General features: G+C 38.3%; 18 protein-coding genes. 6 read left to right on the forward strand and 12 right to left on the reverse strand.

Annotation, left to right across the window (positions count from 1 at the left end; genetic code table 11):
* Positions 1–45: 45 nt before the first annotated feature.
* The 5 genes from MKX83_RS22010 to MKX83_RS22030 form a co-directional block, all read right to left on the reverse strand.
* Positions 46–3,240: a leucine-rich repeat domain-containing protein gene (locus MKX83_RS22010; RefSeq protein ID WP_341058001.1), complete on the reverse strand. Its 3,195-nt coding sequence runs from the start codon at positions 3,238–3,240 to the stop codon at positions 46–48.
* A gap of 407 nt (positions 3,241–3,647) precedes the next feature.
* Positions 3,648–4,118, reverse strand: a complete 471-nt coding sequence (locus MKX83_RS22015; protein ID WP_341058003.1) for a hypothetical protein — start codon at positions 4,116–4,118, stop codon at positions 3,648–3,650.
* Positions 4,119–4,379: 261 nt separating this feature from the next.
* Complete coding sequence (locus MKX83_RS22020) at positions 4,380–6,392, reverse strand: penicillin-binding transpeptidase domain-containing protein (RefSeq protein WP_341052419.1); 2,013 nt, start codon at positions 6,390–6,392, stop codon at positions 4,380–4,382.
* A gap of 102 nt (positions 6,393–6,494) precedes the next feature.
* Complete coding sequence (locus tag MKX83_RS22025) at positions 6,495–7,871, reverse strand: MATE family efflux transporter (RefSeq protein ID WP_341058008.1); 1,377 nt, start codon at positions 7,869–7,871, stop codon at positions 6,495–6,497.
* Positions 7,872–7,901: 30 nt separating this feature from the next.
* On the reverse strand, positions 7,902–9,905 hold the full coding sequence (locus tag MKX83_RS22030) for a hypothetical protein (protein ID WP_341058011.1): 2,004 nt from the start codon (positions 9,903–9,905) through the stop codon (positions 7,902–7,904).
* Between the two features lie 118 nt (positions 9,906–10,023).
* On the opposite strand from MKX83_RS22030, the gene MKX83_RS22035 reads away from it, so the two are divergent.
* Complete coding sequence (locus MKX83_RS22035) at positions 10,024–10,944, forward strand: NERD domain-containing protein (protein WP_341058014.1); 921 nt, start codon at positions 10,024–10,026, stop codon at positions 10,942–10,944.
* Between the two features lie 48 nt (positions 10,945–10,992).
* Here the strand turns inward: MKX83_RS22035 and MKX83_RS22040 are convergent, their stop codons facing one another.
* The 3 genes from MKX83_RS22040 to trhO form a co-directional block, all read right to left on the reverse strand.
* Positions 10,993–11,226: a hypothetical protein gene (locus tag MKX83_RS22040; RefSeq protein ID WP_341058016.1), complete on the reverse strand. Its 234-nt coding sequence runs from the start codon at positions 11,224–11,226 to the stop codon at positions 10,993–10,995.
* A 19-nt stretch (positions 11,227–11,245) separates the two neighbouring features.
* Positions 11,246–11,737: a hypothetical protein gene (locus MKX83_RS22045; RefSeq protein ID WP_341058019.1), complete on the reverse strand. Its 492-nt coding sequence runs from the start codon at positions 11,735–11,737 to the stop codon at positions 11,246–11,248.
* Positions 11,738–11,887: 150 nt separating this feature from the next.
* Positions 11,888–12,838: an oxygen-dependent tRNA uridine(34) hydroxylase TrhO gene (trhO, locus tag MKX83_RS22050; RefSeq protein WP_341058020.1), complete on the reverse strand. Its 951-nt coding sequence runs from the start codon at positions 12,836–12,838 to the stop codon at positions 11,888–11,890.
* 286 nt (positions 12,839–13,124) lie between these two features.
* Here trhO and MKX83_RS22055 point away from each other — a divergent pair, with 286 nt between their 5' ends.
* Together MKX83_RS22055 and MKX83_RS22060 are read left to right on the forward strand one after the other, a co-directional pair.
* A complete protein-coding gene (locus MKX83_RS22055; protein ID WP_095371653.1) occupies positions 13,125–14,012 on the forward strand; it encodes a helix-turn-helix domain-containing protein in 888 nt (295 codons plus the stop codon).
* 44 nt (positions 14,013–14,056) lie between these two features.
* Positions 14,057–14,281 carry a hypothetical protein gene (locus MKX83_RS22060; protein WP_095371652.1) on the forward strand — a complete coding sequence of 75 codons (225 nt, stop codon included), beginning with the start codon at positions 14,057–14,059 and terminating at the stop codon, positions 14,279–14,281.
* Between the two features lie 47 nt (positions 14,282–14,328).
* Here MKX83_RS22060 and MKX83_RS22065 read toward each other — a convergent pair whose 3' ends face one another.
* A complete protein-coding gene (locus tag MKX83_RS22065; protein ID WP_281203165.1) occupies positions 14,329–14,478 on the reverse strand; it encodes a hypothetical protein in 150 nt (49 codons plus the stop codon).
* A 382-nt stretch (positions 14,479–14,860) separates the two neighbouring features.
* On the opposite strand from MKX83_RS22065, the gene MKX83_RS22070 reads away from it, so the two are divergent.
* Entirely contained in the window at positions 14,861–15,907 is a 1,047-nt protein-coding gene (locus MKX83_RS22070; RefSeq protein WP_095371651.1) for a C40 family peptidase, read from the forward strand.
* Positions 15,908–15,998: 91 nt separating this feature from the next.
* Positions 15,999–16,310 carry a hypothetical protein gene (locus tag MKX83_RS22075; RefSeq protein WP_095371650.1) on the forward strand — a complete coding sequence of 104 codons (312 nt, stop codon included), beginning with the start codon at positions 15,999–16,001 and terminating at the stop codon, positions 16,308–16,310.
* Here the strand turns inward: MKX83_RS22075 and MKX83_RS22080 are convergent.
* Positions 16,307–17,137, reverse strand: coding sequence for an alpha/beta fold hydrolase (locus tag MKX83_RS22080; protein WP_307318261.1), 831 nt, complete (start codon positions 17,135–17,137; stop codon positions 16,307–16,309). The two genes, MKX83_RS22075 and MKX83_RS22080, sit on opposite strands and share 4 nt — an antisense overlap.
* Positions 17,138–17,157: 20 nt before the next feature.
* Positions 17,158–17,364, reverse strand: a complete 207-nt coding sequence (locus tag MKX83_RS22085; RefSeq protein ID WP_307318260.1) for a hypothetical protein — start codon at positions 17,362–17,364, stop codon at positions 17,158–17,160.
* An 83-nt stretch (positions 17,365–17,447) separates the two neighbouring features.
* Between MKX83_RS22085 and MKX83_RS22090 the strand changes: the two genes are divergently transcribed.
* The gene (locus MKX83_RS22090; protein WP_095371647.1) at positions 17,448–17,792 is read left to right on the forward strand and encodes a hypothetical protein; all 345 of its coding nucleotides are present in this window, start codon (positions 17,448–17,450) and stop codon (positions 17,790–17,792) included.
* 10 nt (positions 17,793–17,802) lie between these two features.
* Here MKX83_RS22090 and dnaN read toward each other — a convergent pair whose 3' ends face one another.
* Positions 17,803–18,909 carry a DNA polymerase III subunit beta gene (gene dnaN, locus MKX83_RS22095; protein WP_341058023.1) on the reverse strand — a complete coding sequence of 369 codons (1,107 nt, stop codon included), beginning with the start codon at positions 18,907–18,909 and terminating at the stop codon, positions 17,803–17,805.
* Between the last annotated feature and the right edge of the window lie 231 nt (positions 18,910–19,140).

Raw genomic sequence — 19,140 nt, forward strand, 5'->3', positions numbered from 1 at the left:
GAACTTAATAAAGAGTGACACCATTTTAGTGTCACTCTTTGTTCATCATTTCACTGACGGCTGTTTTTTCCTTGCAAGGAATAACATGATGGTACCTGCTAGTAAGATTGTCATACCCATTGCTAAATAGTTATAGCTGTTGGTTGACGTATTTGGTAGAGACTTACCTGTTTTCTCCTCTGGTTTGGCGCCAGATTTCATTTGTTCTTTTTTCCCTTTGATGACATCTGCTGGTGTTTTACCATCATTTGGTTTTTTATTGCCATTGCCTGGGTCTGGTTTTTTCGTTGGTGGAGGAGGGGTGTTGCCCTCGCCCGTTCCATCTTCATCTACTGTTGTTGTTGCTTCTGCATAAGTATAGCCAAGGATTTCATATTCTTCGTCATATGCCATCAATTCAATAGTATATGTTGTATCTTTTTCAAGTTCTGTCCAAATATGCGAGAGTGTATCTGCATCCACGATTTCATACTCTTCTCCATTTAGAGAGATTTCATATTCATAGACTGCTCCTTCACCATCGTATATCCATTCTGTTTCAATAGAGTCTTCTGTTGCTTCTACTTTTGTGAAGTAAAGATCTTCACTAATCGTGAATACATAATCGAAATAAATTTCAATTTCTTCTCCATCCGCATTTAGTGCTGCAATAGCAACTTCATACGGCGTTCCCGGAGATAGTCCAGTAAATACGTAACTAGATTCTGTTCCTGATACTGTATCTACTGATTCACCATCTATATACAATTCATAAGCTGCTACTTCTTCTTCTCCATTATATTCCCATTCTGCATAGATCGAATCATGCGTCGCTGTTAAAGAGGTAAAGCTTAAGTTCCCCATTTCTTCTTCATAGAAAACTTCCACACCGCGCATTCTTAATTCTTTAATCACTTCCATCGCTTTCGAGCCTTCCGAAATGTCAAGCGTTGGGACCGAGATGAAAGAGACAACAGCTAAGTAAGGTAAATCTAGTAATGGCGAAATATCCGTAATAGCTGTTTCATCCATTGCTAAGAATAATAGATTATTACCATTCTTAAGTGGCGTAATGTCAGTAATAGCATTACCCGAAATAATGAGACCTTGTAAAACATGGGCATTCTCAGAATTTAACCAATCAAGATTCGTCATATTTGTATAATCTGCAAGTAAAAATAACAACTGTAATTTCGCTAGTGATTTGAAATCACTAATTGGATTATCCGATACGATTAAGTATTGCAGATTGGTTGCTTTTTCAATTCCTTTAAGACTTGTTAGTTCATTATCATATAGTGATAATTCGATTAAGCTACTTGGCAAAGCAGGGAGCTTTTTATATCCATTGCTATCAGCTGAAAGCGATTGTAAGTTAGGTAAACCTTGTATTGGTGATAAATCGAGTCCAGGATTGTAGGAAGCAACAAGCATATTCAAGTTTGTTAAGCCCGACAATGGTTTTAAATCTTTCACTTTCGTGTCATCAATATATAATACCGATAATTTACTCAAGCCTTTAATCGCTGTTAGATCACTGACTGGGTTCCCTGTTATCGATAGCTCTTCAAGGTTTGTAGCCAGCTCTAGCCCAGCTAAATTCCGAACACCTTCATAATCAACATACAGTGAAGTTAAATTTTTCATATCACTTTCATATATGTCACGGCTAATGCCAAGAGTCATCTTAATCATGTCTCTTAACCCTTTATCCTTAATCGACACTTTTTTTCCTTCAGGTAATTTTGCCGTTTTCACATCCATTGTTGCCCGACCAATTAATTGTTTACCGTCGTAAGCCTTAATAACGATATCATAGGTTGTATCTGCCTTTAAGTTCTTAAATACATGTTCTTCTAAACCAGATACTTTCGTTTCTTTCCCGTCAATAGAAACAATATAATGATCTGGGTACAAATTGATATTGGCTTCAGGCCAGAAACTCCAATACACTTGGATACTTGATTCATTGACAAATCCACGCTCTACCATCATATTTACATCATCTGCTTCATTGCTGTACACGGTTACGCCTTTTGCAGTTAAATCTTTCAGTACAGCTTGTGCCGCAGCATTTTCACCAATCCAAGGCAGGCCATAAGCATAAACTGTTTGAAGATTCGTTAATTTTTTAAGGAAATCCAAGTTGGCTAGTGAAGCATGAGAGATATTTAATTCCACTAAACTTGTACTAAAAATACTTGTATCTGTAATAGCTAATCCTGTGACATCAAGGTCTTTTAACTTTGTTAATGCTTTGATTGGTGTTAAATCAGCAATGTCATTATAACCGAGATGCAATGTTTCTAAATTTGTCGCAAATTGTAATCCTTCAATAGATGTTACCCATAAATTCGAGATTGATAGACTGGTTAAACGGTCTAAGTCAGCTTGATAAATAGCGCGCTTTAAACCTAATTCATCTTTAATTGCTTGCTCAAGGGCACTGTCTTCGAATGGAATAACTTCTCCTGTCGGTACTGCCGATGTTGTTACTTCTACCTCTGCTGAAGATACTACACTACCTTTTTGAACACCTTCTACTTTCACTTTATATGTATTAGCAGGGGCTAATTTCGTTAATGCATAGGTTGTTTTATTTGGTGAAACGACTTCTTTTAAATTACCATCAACGTATAATCTAAATTCATCAACATCCACTAAACTCCACGAAATGTCAGCTGTTGTATCAGTTATCTTATGAGCAACAATATTTAAGGAAGGGACAGTTTCATCTTTTACTGCTGCTTCTTCATCCGCAACTTGTTCTTCTTCCTCAACAACTGTTTCATCTTCTTTTGGTGACTCTTCGCTAGCTTCCTCTTCTACAACCGGCATTTCAACCGTTAACGTTGTTTCGTTACTTTGCGCCTTACCTTGCGCAATCGCATAAGTCACTGTATCTCCAGGTTTCACCTCAGAATCAATCAATTCATATATACGATAAACGCCATCTTCCCCAGTTTGTTCTTGACTCATTTCTGGTTGGCTGGCAAGAACCGAACGTTCTCCGTTTTTAACGAGGGTGAACAATTCTGCATTCTCATTTGCAGATTCTTCATATTTTACTCGCCATTTCAATTTCACTTGCCCATCAATGTATTCTGGATTTTGCAATTGAATATCTAATGGTTGTTCCACATCAGTTGTTTCTGGTGATGTCGGTGTTTCCTCCGTACTCTCTGTCTCCGCTAGGACGGATGCAGGGATGAAAGAAAAAACGAGCATCATGGATAAAAGTAGATGGATAGCTTTTTTCATTCCCAATTCCCCTATTCTCTCTATTTTTAGAAATATATTCCTTTCAATACAGATGTATCATATAACGAATAGATGGGCTTGTATAGATACTTACGATAAAATATTTTTCGACATCATCCCTTGAGGAAAATAAAGGTTTTTGTCGAAACATGACTAGGCTAGGTTGCTATCCCAATCACCGGAGTACTTGTTTGATAAGCGATTGCGCGGGATACGTCAGAGGATGTTTTGATCGTTGATTTACGATGTAGTCACGGCATGTGCTGCTTATCTCTCCCGAAGATTTGATCGGTTGGGGGTGGTTATAGGAGTGATAAAATTTTTTGAAAGGTAACTCCTCGAGAAAGGAGAATCGTGGATCGGGTTGGTAGCCATAGGGATAAGCTCTGTTGAGGCGATTCTGTCCGTTATCCTACCATTTTTTTTGGCTTACTTTGATTTTTGGTATGTTTCTCGGCTTTTCCTACCATTTTTTCTTGCTCACTCTGGTTTTTGGTTCGCTTCTCGTCGTACCCTACCATTTCTTCTTGCTTGCTCCGGTTTTTGGTATGCTTCTCGCTGTTTCCTTCCATCTTTTCTTGCTCACTCTGATTTTTGGTACGCTTCTCGGCTTTTCCTTCCATATTTTTTGGCTCGCTCTGGTTTTTGGTTCGCTTCTCGTCTTTCCCTACGATATTTTCTTGCTCTCTCCGGTTTTTGGTTCGCTTCTCGGCGTTTCCTACCATCTTTTCTTGCTCTCTCCGGTTTTTGGTTCGCTTCTCGGCTTTTCCTACCATCTTTTCTTGCTCTCTCCGGTTTTTGGTACGCTTTTCGACGAATCCTACCATTTTTTTTGGCTCACCCCAGTTTTTGGTACGCTTCTCACCGGTTCCTACCATCTTTTCTTGCTCTCTCCGGTTTTTGGCACATTTCTCGCCGTTCCCTACCATATTTTCTTACTCACTCCGATTTTTGGTTCGCTTCCCGCCGTTCCCTACCATATTTTCTTGCTCTCTCCGGTTTTTAGTACATTTCCACACACCCCCCCCTCAACGCAGCACCCCTCTCTTTTCCACTACACCCCCATGTTATTACATCAAGCATCTAAAAATAACAAAAGGCTGGAACCACCGAGTCCCAACCTTCAACTTTGTTCTTTATTAGAAACGATCTTTGTTTTTCTCAAATGTATCTTTCACTTTTTCGATGACGATTTTACTGCCACCTTGTTCTTCGACACCTTCAACCATCATTGAGATAAGGAGACGAGGGTCATCCGGGTTATAGGCAACAAACCAGCCGTTTTCTTTACCCTCTTCATCAGCGGTTTGTTTCAGTTCCGCTGTCCCCGTTTTCCCTGCTAGCGGGTAGCCTTCAATACGTGCCGTACGTGCTGTACCGCCTGGTTCGTTCACTACTTTATTCATCGATTCAGCTACAGTTTTAACGGTAGCTTCATCAATTATATTTTCCTTCCATACTTGGCTCTTTTCTTCATCATTCAGGAGCAAGATCGGTTTAATCATTGACCCATTATTGATAAAAGGTGTATAAGAAGTAGCCAAGTGAAGGATGCTCATTTCAACATGTCCTTGCCCGTAACCGGAATCGGCAATTAATGTTTCTTTATCCAGCTCGCCGATTGTAGAAGATTCGAGTGGATAGGCAAAGGGAATATCCTCTGTAAAGCCAAATTCTTTTAACCCAGCAGTTAATTTGTCTTTTCCTAGCTCTAATGCTGCCCTTGCAAAGTAAATATTATCCGAATACATCATAGCCAAATCGAAATTGACTGGCTTTCCAGGATCGCTTACCCTTGTGATTCGGTAATCACCCCAGCGATTATCATCCGGCCACTGCAAGCCCTTCACTTCTATTGTATCTTCAGGTTTAATGGCTCCTTCTTTTAGTGCAAGCGCACCTGTAATTGGTTTAATCACGGAACCTGGTGCATACGTGTGTTGAAAACGGTTCAAGAATGGATTATCACCACTCTCTTCTAGTTCTTCTAATTGCGAGGCAGAGTATCCAAGTGTTGCTTGATTCGGATCGAACCCTGGACTAGAGACAAGGGCCAATGTTTCACCAGTAACAGGGTCAATGGCGGCCGCAGTGCCTGGCTTATGATCCAGTTCTTTATACAAGTCCTCTTGTAATGTGAGGTCAATGGTTAACTGAACGTTGCTACCATTTTCTACTGGTGTTTCGGCCACTACTACCTCTGAACCGTCCTCTTTCTTAATCCCTATTAAGACACCATTTGAACCACGCAGCTTTTCCTCATATACTTTCTCTAAGCCGCGGCGTCCGATGACATCATTACTGCCATATCCTTTTCCTTCGTGTTCCTCCAAGTCGTCAGCCGTCACTTGAGCGACATTACCAATTAAGTGTGAGGCCGCCTCGCCGCCAGGGTATACTCGACCTTCAATATCCTTTTTTAATACACCTGGTATGCTCATCAAGTTATTTAATAGTTCTTCTTGATTCGTCGCAATTTTCTTGATTGGCACAAATTGATTTGCCTGTACCCAACTCGCGCCTAGTTTATCCTTAACAGAGTTCTCTGAGATCTCAAGTAATTTTGCCACTTGCTTAACCGTTTCATCTTCAGAGTCCATTTGTTCTGGAACAATGCCGATTTCTAAAATCGTCCCATTGAAAGCAAGTGGATCGCCTGAACGATCGACAATTTCTCCCCGTTTTGCCTTCACTGTGTTGTATGTAATTTCATCATTCGGGCCAAGTTCAGGGAAAATATAAGTCGTATCCCATTCAATATACCAATTTTCCTCATCGTCTCTCTCTTCTTTAACTAATGTTGCTTGATGATCAAAGGCAATCTCTCCTGCTAAACTATCCATTTTTGCCGAAAAGGGTAGTTGTAATGATTGCTGATCTGTATCTTGTTCTTTCTCTGATTTTTTATGTGAAATGTCTAAGTTAGCAATGCCTAAATCTGTATATACTTTTTCATAGCGACTGACAAAGTCTTCTTCACTAACTGATTCCTTTGCCTCTTTTGAGAGCATGCCATACATTTTTGCGAACTCTTCTTTATTCCAATATTCTATATATTGAGATAACCGTTGTTCTGGATCAACCTCTTTATTGCATGCGCTAAGAATGGCTAAAACCGTAATGGCCACAAATAAATAGACTATCTTTTTCATGTCTCTCCCCCTCATCAACCATTTTAACACTACGGTCACTTTCATACCATATATAGAACAACGGTTTCATGAGAACATTTTATGAACAAAAAACCCGAGCCTTTATGACAGCTCGGATATTCCTACTTGTTTTTCCTTTTCCTTATGATGAATGGTTTTCAAACGAATGTAGAAACCGATTGCCGCTGCAGTTAGCCCTACGGAAATACCAATCCAAAAACCGTATGCATCAAGCTCTGTAAAGGCAGCTAAACCATAGCCAACTGGAATACCAATCACCCAATAGGATATAAAAGCAATGATAAATGGTATTTTCACATCTTTATAGCCTCGTAAGACACCTTGTAACCCCGCTTGAGCAGCATCTGAAATCTGATAAAAAATAGCAATCACAAAAAAGTTAGCCGCAAGTAAAATCACTTGTGGATCATTCGAATAGATGGCGGCAATTTGTTCTTTGAAGAACAACAAGAAGATAGAAGCAAAGCCCATAAATGCCATTCCACCTATAACACCAAGCAAACTGTATTTTTTTGCGTTGTCTAAACGTCTGCCCCCAACAGAGTACCCGATCATAATTGTCATCGCCATTGATAGACTAAGAGGGATCATAAATAATAAGGAAGTGAAACTAAACGCCACTTGGTTGGCTGCTACTGTAATCGTTGAAAACATCATACCAACTAAAAGGGTCACAACCGCAAAAATACTAGATTCAAAGAAAATTGTTAATCCTATTGGAATTCCAATGGATAATTGTTCTCTCCATGCTTTTATTGATGGCTTAAACCAAACTTTCCCAATTTTGTAGTTTCTTATTTTACCGATTTTAAAACTGATCAATATACTAATAATTAGAATGAACCAATACGTAAAGCCCGTTGTATAACCTGCACCAACTCCGCCGAGCCTTGGAAAACCAAAGTGACCAAACACTAAGCAGTAGTTCAAGAATATATTTACTGGTACCGCTAATATGGTAATGATCATCGTGATTTGTGTGAATCCTTGTGCATCAAAGAAGTTCCTTAGCACATTGTATAAAAATAACGGCACAATCCCGATTGATAAGCCAAGTAAATAATGAAAAGCAATATATTCAACATTTGGAGCCAAGCTCATTAAACTTAAAATCGGCTCCAGGAAAAAAATACCGATTAAAAGTATAATAACAGCAATAATAGCAGCTAAGTATAACGCTTGTGTCACACTATAGGATATTTTCTCCTTTTTACCTTGTCCTAGTAAATGCGACACAATAGGAGTTATAGCAAGCATAATCCCATTAATCCCTGTAAATACCGGCATCCATATATTGGACCCAATTGCCACTCCAGCCAAATCATCCGTTCCAACGCGGCCAGACATCATCGTATCCGTTAAATTCATTGCATATAGCCCTATTTGCGTCACCATAATCGGCCATAGCACTTGCAAAAATAGCTTAATTTTCTCATTCCACGTTTCTGCATGATACATCTTGTATTCTATCTCCTGTTTCGTCTGATTTTAACGATTATTTATTTTAGCACTGGAATGATGTTGTTTCAATCGAACATCAGAAGTGGATGATAACATATCACTAGCTGGAGCCCACCTTGCATAAAGAATAAGATCCCCTGTTGTCCCTGCTGGAATAACCGTTACCACCTGCCCCGCAGTATTATACCAATTCACAAATCGGTAACCACGTACTGGTCCTGGTGGATTTAATATAATTGGCAGTTCTGAAGCTGTGTACGTTTGTGGGTTTGGACTCACAGTTCTAAATATATTTTGATAAGTAATTGTATCATTAGGTAATCTGACCAACAGGACTTGCGTATTGTCATCACTTAAACGAATCACCCAATCCTCAAACTCGGTTGTCGGCTTAAAAAATTTATCCGCATCTGATTGTACTAAGATCGGATAAGTTGCGGTCGATTCAGCAACTACGATTGGTGTACCAGCATCATTTGGTGTGACATAATTGGTTAAATCTAATTGCACAACAGTCCCTTGGATAAGCGGTGCGGTAATGTAGGCTACGTTACTTCGACCAACAATATAAAGCCCGTTCGCATCCCCAAGCTGATCTTGCATGAGTAGAATACCACCATTATATATACCTGGTGCAGTTTCAGCCATATTCACACCAATACCCCCAACACTATTACTACCTACAAAAGAAATTTCACCTGTATTAAAAATACCTCCGCCAACTAGGGCAGCTTCATTACGTTCAACTAGAGATTCTGTTATCCTTGTTTGACTATTTGTATTCGTAAATATGCCTCCACCTGTTTCACCAGCATAGTTATCAGTTACTTGAATATTAGTGAGAACGACTTCTGTAATATCATTAACAAACACACCGCCGCCACTTTCAGTTACCCGATTATTTCTTATGATACTCTCAATGATTTGAAGCCCCGCATTTAAATTGACAAACACGCCTCCACCATTAGCAGCAATATTTTCGAATATCGTGCATTGGTCGAATATCGTACTTGTTTCATTATTAAAGTATACCCCACCGCCATTAAGGTTGGCTTGATTAGAGAAAATACGGCAAAGAGATAGAGTAATCGTTGCATTTGAATTGATAAATAAACCAGCTCCATTACTGGCAATATTGTCCGCCACTTCACAGTTAACGATATTTATCACACTATTAATGTTAGCAAAGAAAGCTCCACCATTACTTGATGTCGAATTTCCAGTTAGCAAAACATCGTTAAAGGCGATTTGAGATCGCTGGTTAATATACAAGCCGCCTCCATTTTTTAACGCAGTATTGTTTGCGATGCTACCTCTCATGAAGCTTCCAATAACGTCCGGGTTGATTAAGACCCCACCTGCCCCCCTCGTATCAGTTGGTTCTGTTGATTGATTCCCGATAATATCCGTATCAGCAATAGTAAAACTTGTACCTGTATTAAAGTAAATGCCCCCACCAACGGTCGCGATATTATTGGAGATAACTGACCCATTAATAGTGGCACTTCCTTGGTTCACAAAAATAGCTCCACCAAAGCTAGCACAAACATTCTGCACTAACATTGAATCGGTGATATTCGCATGTGCACTTGAAGCAATATATATACCTCCACCAAACTCTGAGGCATCACAATTATAAATGGTTGAATTGTTTACATTACAAATAGCAGATCCAGTTAGATAGAAGGCACCTCCCCTTGGCACAGAAGAATTTTGCAAGGATGAATCGTTAAGCGTTACAATACCCGTACCTGTACAAAAAACAATCGAAGAGGCGACAGTATTTTGTTTATTACCATCTATAGTTAAACCTTGCAAAAGTAGGTTCCCATTTGTAGCAACATTAAAAAGGTATCCTGTAAACCCCGTAAGTCTGGTCAAGATAATAGATGTATTTTCCCCACTTATCTCCACTGTGTAGTTAATTGATAGAGTTGTTTCAAGATCAAAACTATCCGTAACCGTAATAACATCCTCTTGATTACTAATTGCCGTTTGCAGTTCTGCAAAAGTTGAAACCGAAACCATCATGTTCACTCCTATCTGAGCATGTCCTTTTATAACATATGAAGGACTGGACTTACTGGTGAAAAAGAATGACAGTGGCACTCTTATCGGTTATAATTTTGGAAAAGAAAGGATGATGTTTTTGACTGTTTATAAACCACTCGAAGCTTCGACTACTCTCCGTTTTTATCGAGCAATCCACAGTCGCACCGAATTACCTCCAGAATCTGCGTACTATCTTCAATCTTTACAAAAAGGCTATAATGGTGAGAAGAATTGGGCCACCTATCTGAATGAACTCCCGAAGAACATCCCGATTCTATATGATCTTCAATTTGAAGTGAACCAATCTACGATTCAAATTGATGCCCTCTGTATTCTCCAAAACAAACTAGTACTTTTTGAAGTAAAAAACTTCCAAGGAAATTTTTCAGTAGATGGAGATAAGTGGTATAGCCCCTCTCACAAAGAAATGAAGAATCCCCTCAACCAGATCAAACGTGCCGAACCCTTATTCCATCAATTCTTAAAAAAGTACCAACTTAACATGCCGTTTGACTATTACCTTATTTTCGTCCACCCTACTTTTATCCTCTACGGTGCCTCTCATCAAGAACAACTCATTCTTCCAGGACAAATCCCTGAATTCTTGGATGGTCTCAAACAACAAACCTTTTCACCCCAACGGATGCACACAAAAATTATTGATACCTTATTAACAAATCACATAAACGATATCCACTTGCTCCATAAACCTGAATATCACTTTGATCAGATGGCGAAAGGGCTATTTTGCGGGGTTTGTGGAGGGAAGATGAAAAGAAAACATAAAAAGACATTTTCCTGCATGAAATGTCATCACTCTGCTACAGTCAACGATACTGTCTTATACAATATTCAAGATTATATGGCACTTTTTCCAGAACGTAAGGTAACTACGGCTAATATTTTTGACTGGATTGGTGGAGAGGTTAGTAAAAGATTCATTAACTATTTCATGCTTAACAAATTTGAAAGTCATGGCTTAGGAAAATCTACTTATTATAAACAAAACAAATATTGACTGTAACTTAGGATCTAAGAGGAAAAACCATTTGTTACGATTACGCACCTACCTTTTTGATATCTTACACGCGCGCAATTCCCGTTTTCTTTCCTTTCCCTTTTGCGCGTATCTGCCTGTTACGCGCATTTCTCGGCTTCTTTTCTTTCTCTTTTGCGCGTATCCGCCTGTTACGCGCATTTCCTGCTTTCTCCCCTTTCCCTTTTGCGCGTATCCACCTTTTACGCGCATTTCTCGGCTTCTTTCCTTTCTCTTTTGCGCGTATCTGCCTGTTACGCGCATTTCTCGGCTTCTTTCCTTTCTAATTTTGCGCGTATCTGCCTGTTGCGCGCAATTCCCGGCTTCTTTCCTTTCCCTTTTGCGCGTATCCACCATTTACGCGCATTTCTCGGCTTCTTTTCTTTCTCTTTTGCGAGTATCTGCCTATCGCGCGCAATTCCGGTTTTCTTTCCTTTCCCTTTTGCGCGTATCTGCCTGTTACGCGCATTTCTCGGCTTCTTTCCTTTCTCTTTTGCGCGTATCCGACTGTTACACGCATTTCTCGGCTTCTTTTCTTTCTCTTTTGCGCGTATCTGCCTGTTACGCGCATTTCTCGGCTTCTTTCCTTTCTCTTTTGCGCGTATCCACCTTTTACGCGCATTTCTCGGCTTCTTTTCTTTCTCTTTTGCGCGTATCCGCCTGTTACGCGCATTTCCTGCTTTCTTTCCTTTCCCTTTTGCGCGGATCTGCCTGTTGCGCGCAATTGTGGTTTTCTTTCCTTTCCCTTTTGCGCGTATCCACCATTTACGAACAATTCCTACTTTCTTCCCTTTCTCTTTCGCGCGCAGTATTTACCCAAAATCAACTTTCATTTACATATATCAATCAATTACGCACCTACACAAATACCTTTTCCAAAAACACAAAAACCCCCATAGAATAAAGCCTGCGGGGGTTCCATTAATTATGATAATACTGCTAATCTTTCTTTAACTTCTTCTTCAGTTAACCCGTGCTCTGCGATGTAGCGGTTGCGTGGGTGTGAACGGCATTCTTCGGAACAGCTACGTAAATGTTTGTGTTCATTTTCCTCAGAACAAAGGATTTTTTTGTTACATTCTGGGTTGGCACAGTTGACGTAACGTTCACATGGCTCACCAGAATAGTAATCCTTACCTACAACTACATGTTCTTTGCGGTTGACGGGTACTGCGATTCTTTCATCGAATACATATAATTGGCCATCCCATAGATCGCCTTGAACTTCGGGATCTTTTCCGTAAGTGACGATACCACCATTCAGTTGACCGACATCTTTAAAGCCTTCTTGAAGTAACCAGCCAGAGAATTTTTCACAACGAATACCACCAGTACAATAAGTGACAATTTTCTTCTCGCCTAGCAATTCTTTATTATCTCTTACCCATTGAGGGAGGTCGCGGAAGTTTGTAATATCTGGGCGAATGGCACCACGGAAGTGACCTAAGTCATATTCATAATCATTTCTTGCGTCTAAAACAACTGTATTTTCATCATTTAAGCTCTCGTAGAATTCCTTCGCACTTAAATGTTTACCTGTTAATTGATTTGGATTGATATCGTCTTCTAATCGAAGAGTAACTAGCTCTGGACGATAACGTACTTTCATTTTTGGAAACGCATGTTCATCTGCTTCATCGATTTTGAAAATCATATCAGCAAAACGTGGGTCTGCTTTCATATGCTCGATGTAGCGGTTTGTTTGTTCTACAGTTCCTGAACAAGTCCCATTAATTCCTTCATCTGCAATCAAAATACGGCCTTTTAATCCTAGTTCGTTACAAAATGCTTTGTGTTCAATCGCGAACTCTTCTCCGTTTTCAATTGGTACGTACATGTAGTATAACAATACGCGATAGTTATTCTTTTCTTCCATTTTCTTCACCTATTCTTTTTATATTTGCAAGATATAATGGTTCAATAGGTTTTTTACACCATTTTCTTACTGACAGTATTATAACAAAAAAACGCTAGGAAATAATGTCGATTTATTGACCTTTTTTTGGTATTCTTACCCGACTAACAGTTTATCCACCGCAATATAATTTCATACTTAATATAAAAAATCGAAAAAATACTTAATTTTACCTATATCTGAACATTTAAAATTATTGATAAATATACAAAATTTACTTATTATAAAAGGAAAAGGAGGTATGTTTATGAGCCTTGCACCAGTAAGTTTTGGAGAAATTCTCAGCGATCTTCGTCAATTTAAAAAACTATCAATTGAGGATTTAGCACAAGGAATTTGTTCGTCAGAAGAAATCATCGAATATGAAAAAGGCAAGAAGTATCCAACATTAGATCAGTTATATGAATTGGCTGAACGGTTGAATGTAGAAGTCAGCCATTTCATTGACTATGCATCATCAAGTACCTTCAATTATGTTACGGCTGTTTTTTTATTAATTAAGAAGTATAAGCGTGAACGTGATTATCAAGCGATTTATGGGATTATTGAACAAGAGAGGGACAACCCTTTATTTAAGCAGCGAATTTCTATGCAATTTATGCTTTGGCATGAGGGGATTTGTGAGTATTATTTACACCAAAATGAGGATGATGCGGTAAAACTCCTTTATCAAGCAATCGATTTAACGAACCCTGATAGAAGTAGACTGACAGAGAACGAAATTGAAATTCTTACGAGCTTAGCGATTATTAAACTTGAAGAAAAGGACTTCATATTTGCTTCTAATATGTTTGAGGATGCGTTAGATAATTTGGATTCGCTTCCGCATATACTGGATCCGAAAGTGAAATTGCGGATTTTGTATGGGCTGTCACAAACATTAGCAGCAATGAATAATTATGAGGACTCGTTGAAATATAGTAATTTAGGGATTAATTATTGCATTAATAATGAGATTCTTTATTTATTTGGGGAATTTTACTTCCAATCGGGCGAAAGTTACATCAAAATTGGTGAGATAGATATAGGTACGGAGTATATTAATCGGGCAAAATCTATCTTTTTACTACAAAATGATGAAAAATTTGCCAAATTAGTAGGGATAGAGCTAGATAAATTATTAGAAAAGTGTTAATATTTGTATTGTAAGATATTTCTATATTGAAAGGAGAAAGGAAAATGAAAAAATTCGTTTCTGCATCAGTTGTTGCACTTTCAATGGTTGCTTTCGGAGGATTTGTTGGAGCTGAACCGCTACCGACCCAACATGGCGCTGAACCACTTCCTACTCAGCACGGTGCTGAGCCGCTTCCAACTCAACACGGATCTTCACCACTACCAACTCAACATGGCGCTGAACCGCTGCCGACTCAACATGGTGCACCACTACCTACCCAACATTAATAAGGTTTGAGCAAAAGCACTTTCCCGCCAGAAGGTGCTTTTTCTTGTTAAAAGGAACGCCGTGGGCTTAGTAAGTGTTTAAGGTCCACTGCCAATTGTTCGACATATTTCTCTACATCTACATCCCCTTGACTCATTCCATTTTCGTGCGCCTTCAATAATAATTCTAGTAGATTAATAGGGTTTTCTGCATCCAAACCAAACTATCCTCCTAGTATTTCTTAGGAATATTATACTAAAATTCCCAATATGAATCAATATTAAATTGTCAAAAAATTTCCGTTTTTGTAAATATACTTATATGGAAGCATTTAAATATATCCTTCCACCTAATTTACCCCCATTTTTCAACATCATTTGACATATGTCTGCTCATTCGATGATAGTCGACATTTTTCTTCGACAAGAACTTTATCATAAGCTGTCACATTATGTCGTATGTTTCAAGAACCAAGTCGAAAGTCCTCGAAAATAATGTTTTTTCATCTTATTTTGTAAAAGGTTGTAAAAAATATAATTCTATAGACGATATTATGATAGAATTGACGAAATCTTGGAGTAAAGGAGAGATTACTAGACGTGAAAAAACATATGGTGTCGATGGCCACGATTGCTGTCGTTTCCTCTGCTTTTGCCGCTCAAGCGTCCGCTGACTCAACTCATACTGTAAAACAAGGAGATACATTATGGGATATAGCTAAGAAATACAATACATCTGTTTCTCAGCTAAAAAAATGGAATGATTTAAACTCAGACTTCTTACAAATTAACCAAAAGCTCATTGTCTCTAGTGAAAACTCAGCACCTGCAAAAGAGAATAATTCTTCTAATCAGTCTAGTTCAGGTACATATAAAGTGGTGTCAGGAGATACTTTATCTAAGATTGCCCGCCAACATAATATGACTGTCAAAGCTTTAGTAGATCTCAATAATTTAAAAGGCGATCTCATTTTCCCAGGACAAGCACTTAAAGTGAATGGTTCATCCTCAAGTAATTCTGGAAATGCTTCTTCCAAACCATCAAGCGGTTCAAATGGAAGTAGCGGGAATTCCAATTCCAAGAAGGATACATATGTTATTCAGCCTGGAGACACACTAAGTGGCATCGCTAAAAAGACAAACACGACTGTTAGCAATTTAAAAAAGTGGAATCAGTTAAGTTCTGATTTAATTTTTGCCGGAAAAAAATTATATGTAACCAGTAATAATGCTGGTAAGGATACAGAGACGAAGCCGTCTAATCCAACAAATGACAATATCTCAGGAAATGCCGCTGCCATAATTAATGAGGCTAAGAAGCACTTAAATACGCGCTATGTTTGGGGCGGATCAACGCCAAGTGGGTTTGATTGTAGTGGATTTATCTATTACGTACTGAAGCAAACAGGAACAAACATTGCGAGAACAAACGCCGAGGGTTATTTTAGCCGTTCGTATTATGTAAACGACCCTGTACCGGGTGATATTGTTTTCTTTGAGGGTACTTATAAAAAAGGAATCTCTCACTTAGGGTTTTATATCGGAAATAATCAATTCATCCATGCTTCATCAAGTGGTGTTATGATCACCAGCTTAGACAACCCTTATTGGAGCAAACATTTTGATAGTTTCAAGCGACTTTATTAAACAAGTTTATCTTTACCGTCAATGGTAAATAAATAAAAGGGGGGTCCATGTCAATTCACCCCCTTTCAATTTCTAAAAGAGGTGAATCGAATTGAGTATCTTTATGTTTATTAGCATCATGACATTGATATTGCTTTTAATTAGTTTTCTACTGATCTTTTCAAAGCTCTATCGAAAAACAGCTACACGATTAAGTCTATTGATTTTACTTTTCGGTGCCGTCTCTTTTCCTCTGTTTTCTGTGATGTACCAAGTGAGAACAACGAATTATCTAATTGATTTTTCAACAATCGGAACCGTCTTTTTTCTTACTTGGACTTTAGTTGTCATTACACTTCTTGGAGGTATTTTCTTTCGTTTTCGAGTGAATATTTCCGAAGAAAGTGAGATGTACCGTCATTAATTCAAGGCTTGAACGATTACTTTCTGGAATAAGTCTTTCTCCTCCAAAAATGGATAATGATTGCTATTTTCAAAAATAAATAGCTGTGATTGGGGTATTTCTTGGTGGATTTCCTTCGAATACTCAACCGGGCACTGGACATCATAACGTCCACAACAAATGTTCGTCGGTATGTTGATTTGCTTTAATTTCCTTGTTATATCAAAAAGAACGGCTTCTCTACTGAAAAAATCCAACCTCACCCCTGACATATCCTTACATATGTTGCCCGTAAAATATTGGGTGTATTTTTCGGGTTCAAATAGAGAAAGCTGGATACGTTTCTTTTTTAACTGTTCTTTATCTATTGCAGTTACATTTGGCTGAGTTAATGCAAATTGATACTGTTGCATTTCAGCAAATTTGGGATGTTTTTCATTATAGATGCATGCTGAGGACTCTGTGTAGTCTCTTGCTGCTGAACCCACAATAACAAGTGATTCTAACGAAGACTGATGAAGCAGTGCATAAAGAAGGCCAATCATTCCACCTGTTGAATGACCGGCATAAATCCATCTTTCATACCCTAATGCTACTCTTATTGCCTCTATATCTAATACGCTATCTACCATACTATATTCATATGGCTCATGAGCTTGCTCTGATTCTCCCACCCCGCGTATATTTATTAACGTTACGCAAAAACGCTTAGAGAATGTATCAGCAAAATAGTCTCCTGTTTCATTAAAGACGGCATAAAGATGCGCAACGCATAAAGGCTTTCCAACTCCCTTTTGAAAGATTTCAAACACACCTCTTTGGGTTTGGAGCATTTTTCTTTTCCACATCCTTCTCCACCATCCCTACTTTAATGATACTTGCAAGATACTTCTGAAAATACACCGTTTTTCTCAATCGTTAATGATCGGTCACCTGACTCCTCATAACAGCGCTCAATAATCTGTTCATTTTCGACATGTTGGTTATATATTTTGAGCATAATAACCATTGCAGCACCCAGGATAAACACACTTCCTAATAATAATATAAGTAATTTCACCTTGTCTTTTTGCATTTTCATCCCTCCTTACTCAAACACATAATTAAATAACAAACTGAGCAAACTAAAGTATTCTTTTTATATAGGGAGCTCAACATATGATATTCTTAGCGATTCTATTGATGGTTTGTGGATTATTTATTATCAACGGCATTTATGCCTATCAAACGAAGCACATTGATACCTTTTTTCTTTCTACACTTTGGTACTATATTAAACTTGTTCCTTTATTTATTGCTGCCAGTTTAATGATTGGCTATGGTGTAAAGTTTTTAAGCAAACATGTCGATAACCTTTCTTTTTCCCTCATCGCCTCTAAAGGGATTGAGATTCTTGTTAGTCTAATCATTGGGTACCTCTTTTTTAAAGAAACACCTACTCTTCGGACAGGGTTCGGAATTGTAGTGATATTGGTTGGTTTTTGGTTATTAAAAGGTAAATGAACATGATTTCTTAAAAAGATCGCACTTGCGATATCAGATGTTGGAAATGAGAACCCTTCACTGGTTCAAATAAAACGGGCTTCATCGTTCCACTGTATGTACAGCAAATATATTCATCATCTATTACGCGCAAATAATCTAATAAAAAGTGATTATCAAGAAATACTTCTACATCACCTTTCCCTGATAACTCTTCAATTGGTTGCCATTCTTCAATCCTGCCTATTTGTTTGGCATTGGAAGATATGCGCAGTCTCCCATTTTGTATTTGTAATTTAATATGATGATTCTTTTTAGCATCCGAAAAGAGTGCTGCTCGCTCAATTCCATGTAAAAAGGTTTCAGTATGGATATGAAAAGAACTGACCTTTTGCTTTGGAATAAAATCACTTGTGGCAGGATATCGTCCTTCTATCAGTCTTATATAAAAATGACAATGTTTACTTTTCAAAGCTAGATGGTTTTTAGAAAGTGATAATGTAACCTCTTCCTCTGTATGTAAGCTAAGTTTCGACCATTCAAGTAGACTTTCACTTGGAACAATCATTTCTGTTTCTAACTGTGAAGGTATCGTCAATGAACTAATAGAATAACGATGAGCATCTGTACTTATGAAAGTGAGCTCGCCATGACGAGCAACGATTTTAACACCCGTTAAGACCGGACGATTGTCATGAACAGCAGCAGCAAACACTGTTTGCCGGATGAGCGCATGAAGTTCTGCTGCATTCAATGAAAGGACCCCTTCTGCTGGCACATCAGGAATATTTAGTGTCTTTACGTCTATTAAAGCGAAAATTCTCGTATGAATATCTTCTGATTGAATGTTAATCGTACTGTGCTCACTCAAGTAAATATGTATATTGGCTGGTAACTTCTTAATAATATCAGAAAAGTATTTGGCAGAAATAATAACTGAGCCTGTGCGTTTAATGATGAGCCCTTCTTCTGTTTCGGAGGGTATATTTATTACCATAAGCACATCTTCATTTCCAGCAATGAATGTGACTTGATGATTGCTTACAATTATTTTCATAGGAGATTGACTATTTTTTAACACCTTACTAATATTTTTTAGTATGCGCTGCAACGTAGACTTACAAATGGTTAATTCCATGTTATTCTTTCCTCACTTTATCGCTATGTCTAGGCTATACATTCGGTAGAAACATGTCGAATCCTGCCAGTAAGTACTAATTTTTATCGCCAGAACAGGGAAATCATAATGAAAGATACTTGCCCATTTACAATAACAACAACAGGGTTTTGAAGGTGCGGGATTGTGAGTATGTGATGAGTTTTCGCTATTGAGATGGGCTGGATTTATTTATATACGTACAACTAGTGA

Origin of the sequence: Cytobacillus sp. FSL M8-0252, assembly GCF_038007345.1 — a bacterium.
Taxonomy (GTDB): domain Bacteria; phylum Bacillota; class Bacilli; order Bacillales; family Cytobacillaceae; genus Cytobacillus; species Cytobacillus kochii.

Excerpts from the sequence above, each read along its gene's own strand:
- MKX83_RS22060 (WP_095371652.1), top strand. The coding sequence starts at position 14,057 with ATGAAAAAATTCGTTTCTGCATCAGTTGTTGCACTTTCAATGGTTGCT.
- dnaN (WP_341058023.1), bottom strand. The coding sequence starts at position 18,909 with ATGGAATTAACCATTTGTAAGTCTACGTTGCAGCGCATACTAAAAAAT.
- MKX83_RS22040 (WP_341058016.1), bottom strand. The coding sequence starts at position 11,226 with ATGCGCGTAACAGGCAGATACGCGCAAAAGAGAAAGGAAAGAAGCCGA.
- MKX83_RS22015 (WP_341058003.1), bottom strand. The coding sequence starts at position 4,118 with ATGGTAGGAACCGGTGAGAAGCGTACCAAAAACTGGGGTGAGCCAAAA.
- MKX83_RS22055 (WP_095371653.1), top strand. The coding sequence starts at position 13,125 with ATGAGCCTTGCACCAGTAAGTTTTGGAGAAATTCTCAGCGATCTTCGT.
- MKX83_RS22025 (WP_341058008.1), bottom strand. The coding sequence starts at position 7,871 with ATGTATCATGCAGAAACGTGGAATGAGAAAATTAAGCTATTTTTGCAA.
- MKX83_RS22010 (WP_341058001.1), bottom strand. The coding sequence starts at position 3,240 with ATGAAAAAAGCTATCCATCTACTTTTATCCATGATGCTCGTTTTTTCT.
- trhO (WP_341058020.1), bottom strand. The coding sequence starts at position 12,838 with ATGGAAGAAAAGAATAACTATCGCGTATTGTTATACTACATGTACGTA.
- MKX83_RS22090 (WP_095371647.1), top strand. The coding sequence starts at position 17,448 with ATGATATTCTTAGCGATTCTATTGATGGTTTGTGGATTATTTATTATC.
- MKX83_RS22080 (WP_307318261.1), bottom strand. The coding sequence starts at position 17,137 with ATGTGGAAAAGAAAAATGCTCCAAACCCAAAGAGGTGTGTTTGAAATC.
- MKX83_RS22030 (WP_341058011.1), bottom strand. The coding sequence starts at position 9,905 with ATGATGGTTTCGGTTTCAACTTTTGCAGAACTGCAAACGGCAATTAGT.
- MKX83_RS22085 (WP_307318260.1), bottom strand. The coding sequence starts at position 17,364 with ATGCAAAAAGACAAGGTGAAATTACTTATATTATTATTAGGAAGTGTG.
- MKX83_RS22020 (WP_341052419.1), bottom strand. The coding sequence starts at position 6,392 with ATGAAAAAGATAGTCTATTTATTTGTGGCCATTACGGTTTTAGCCATT.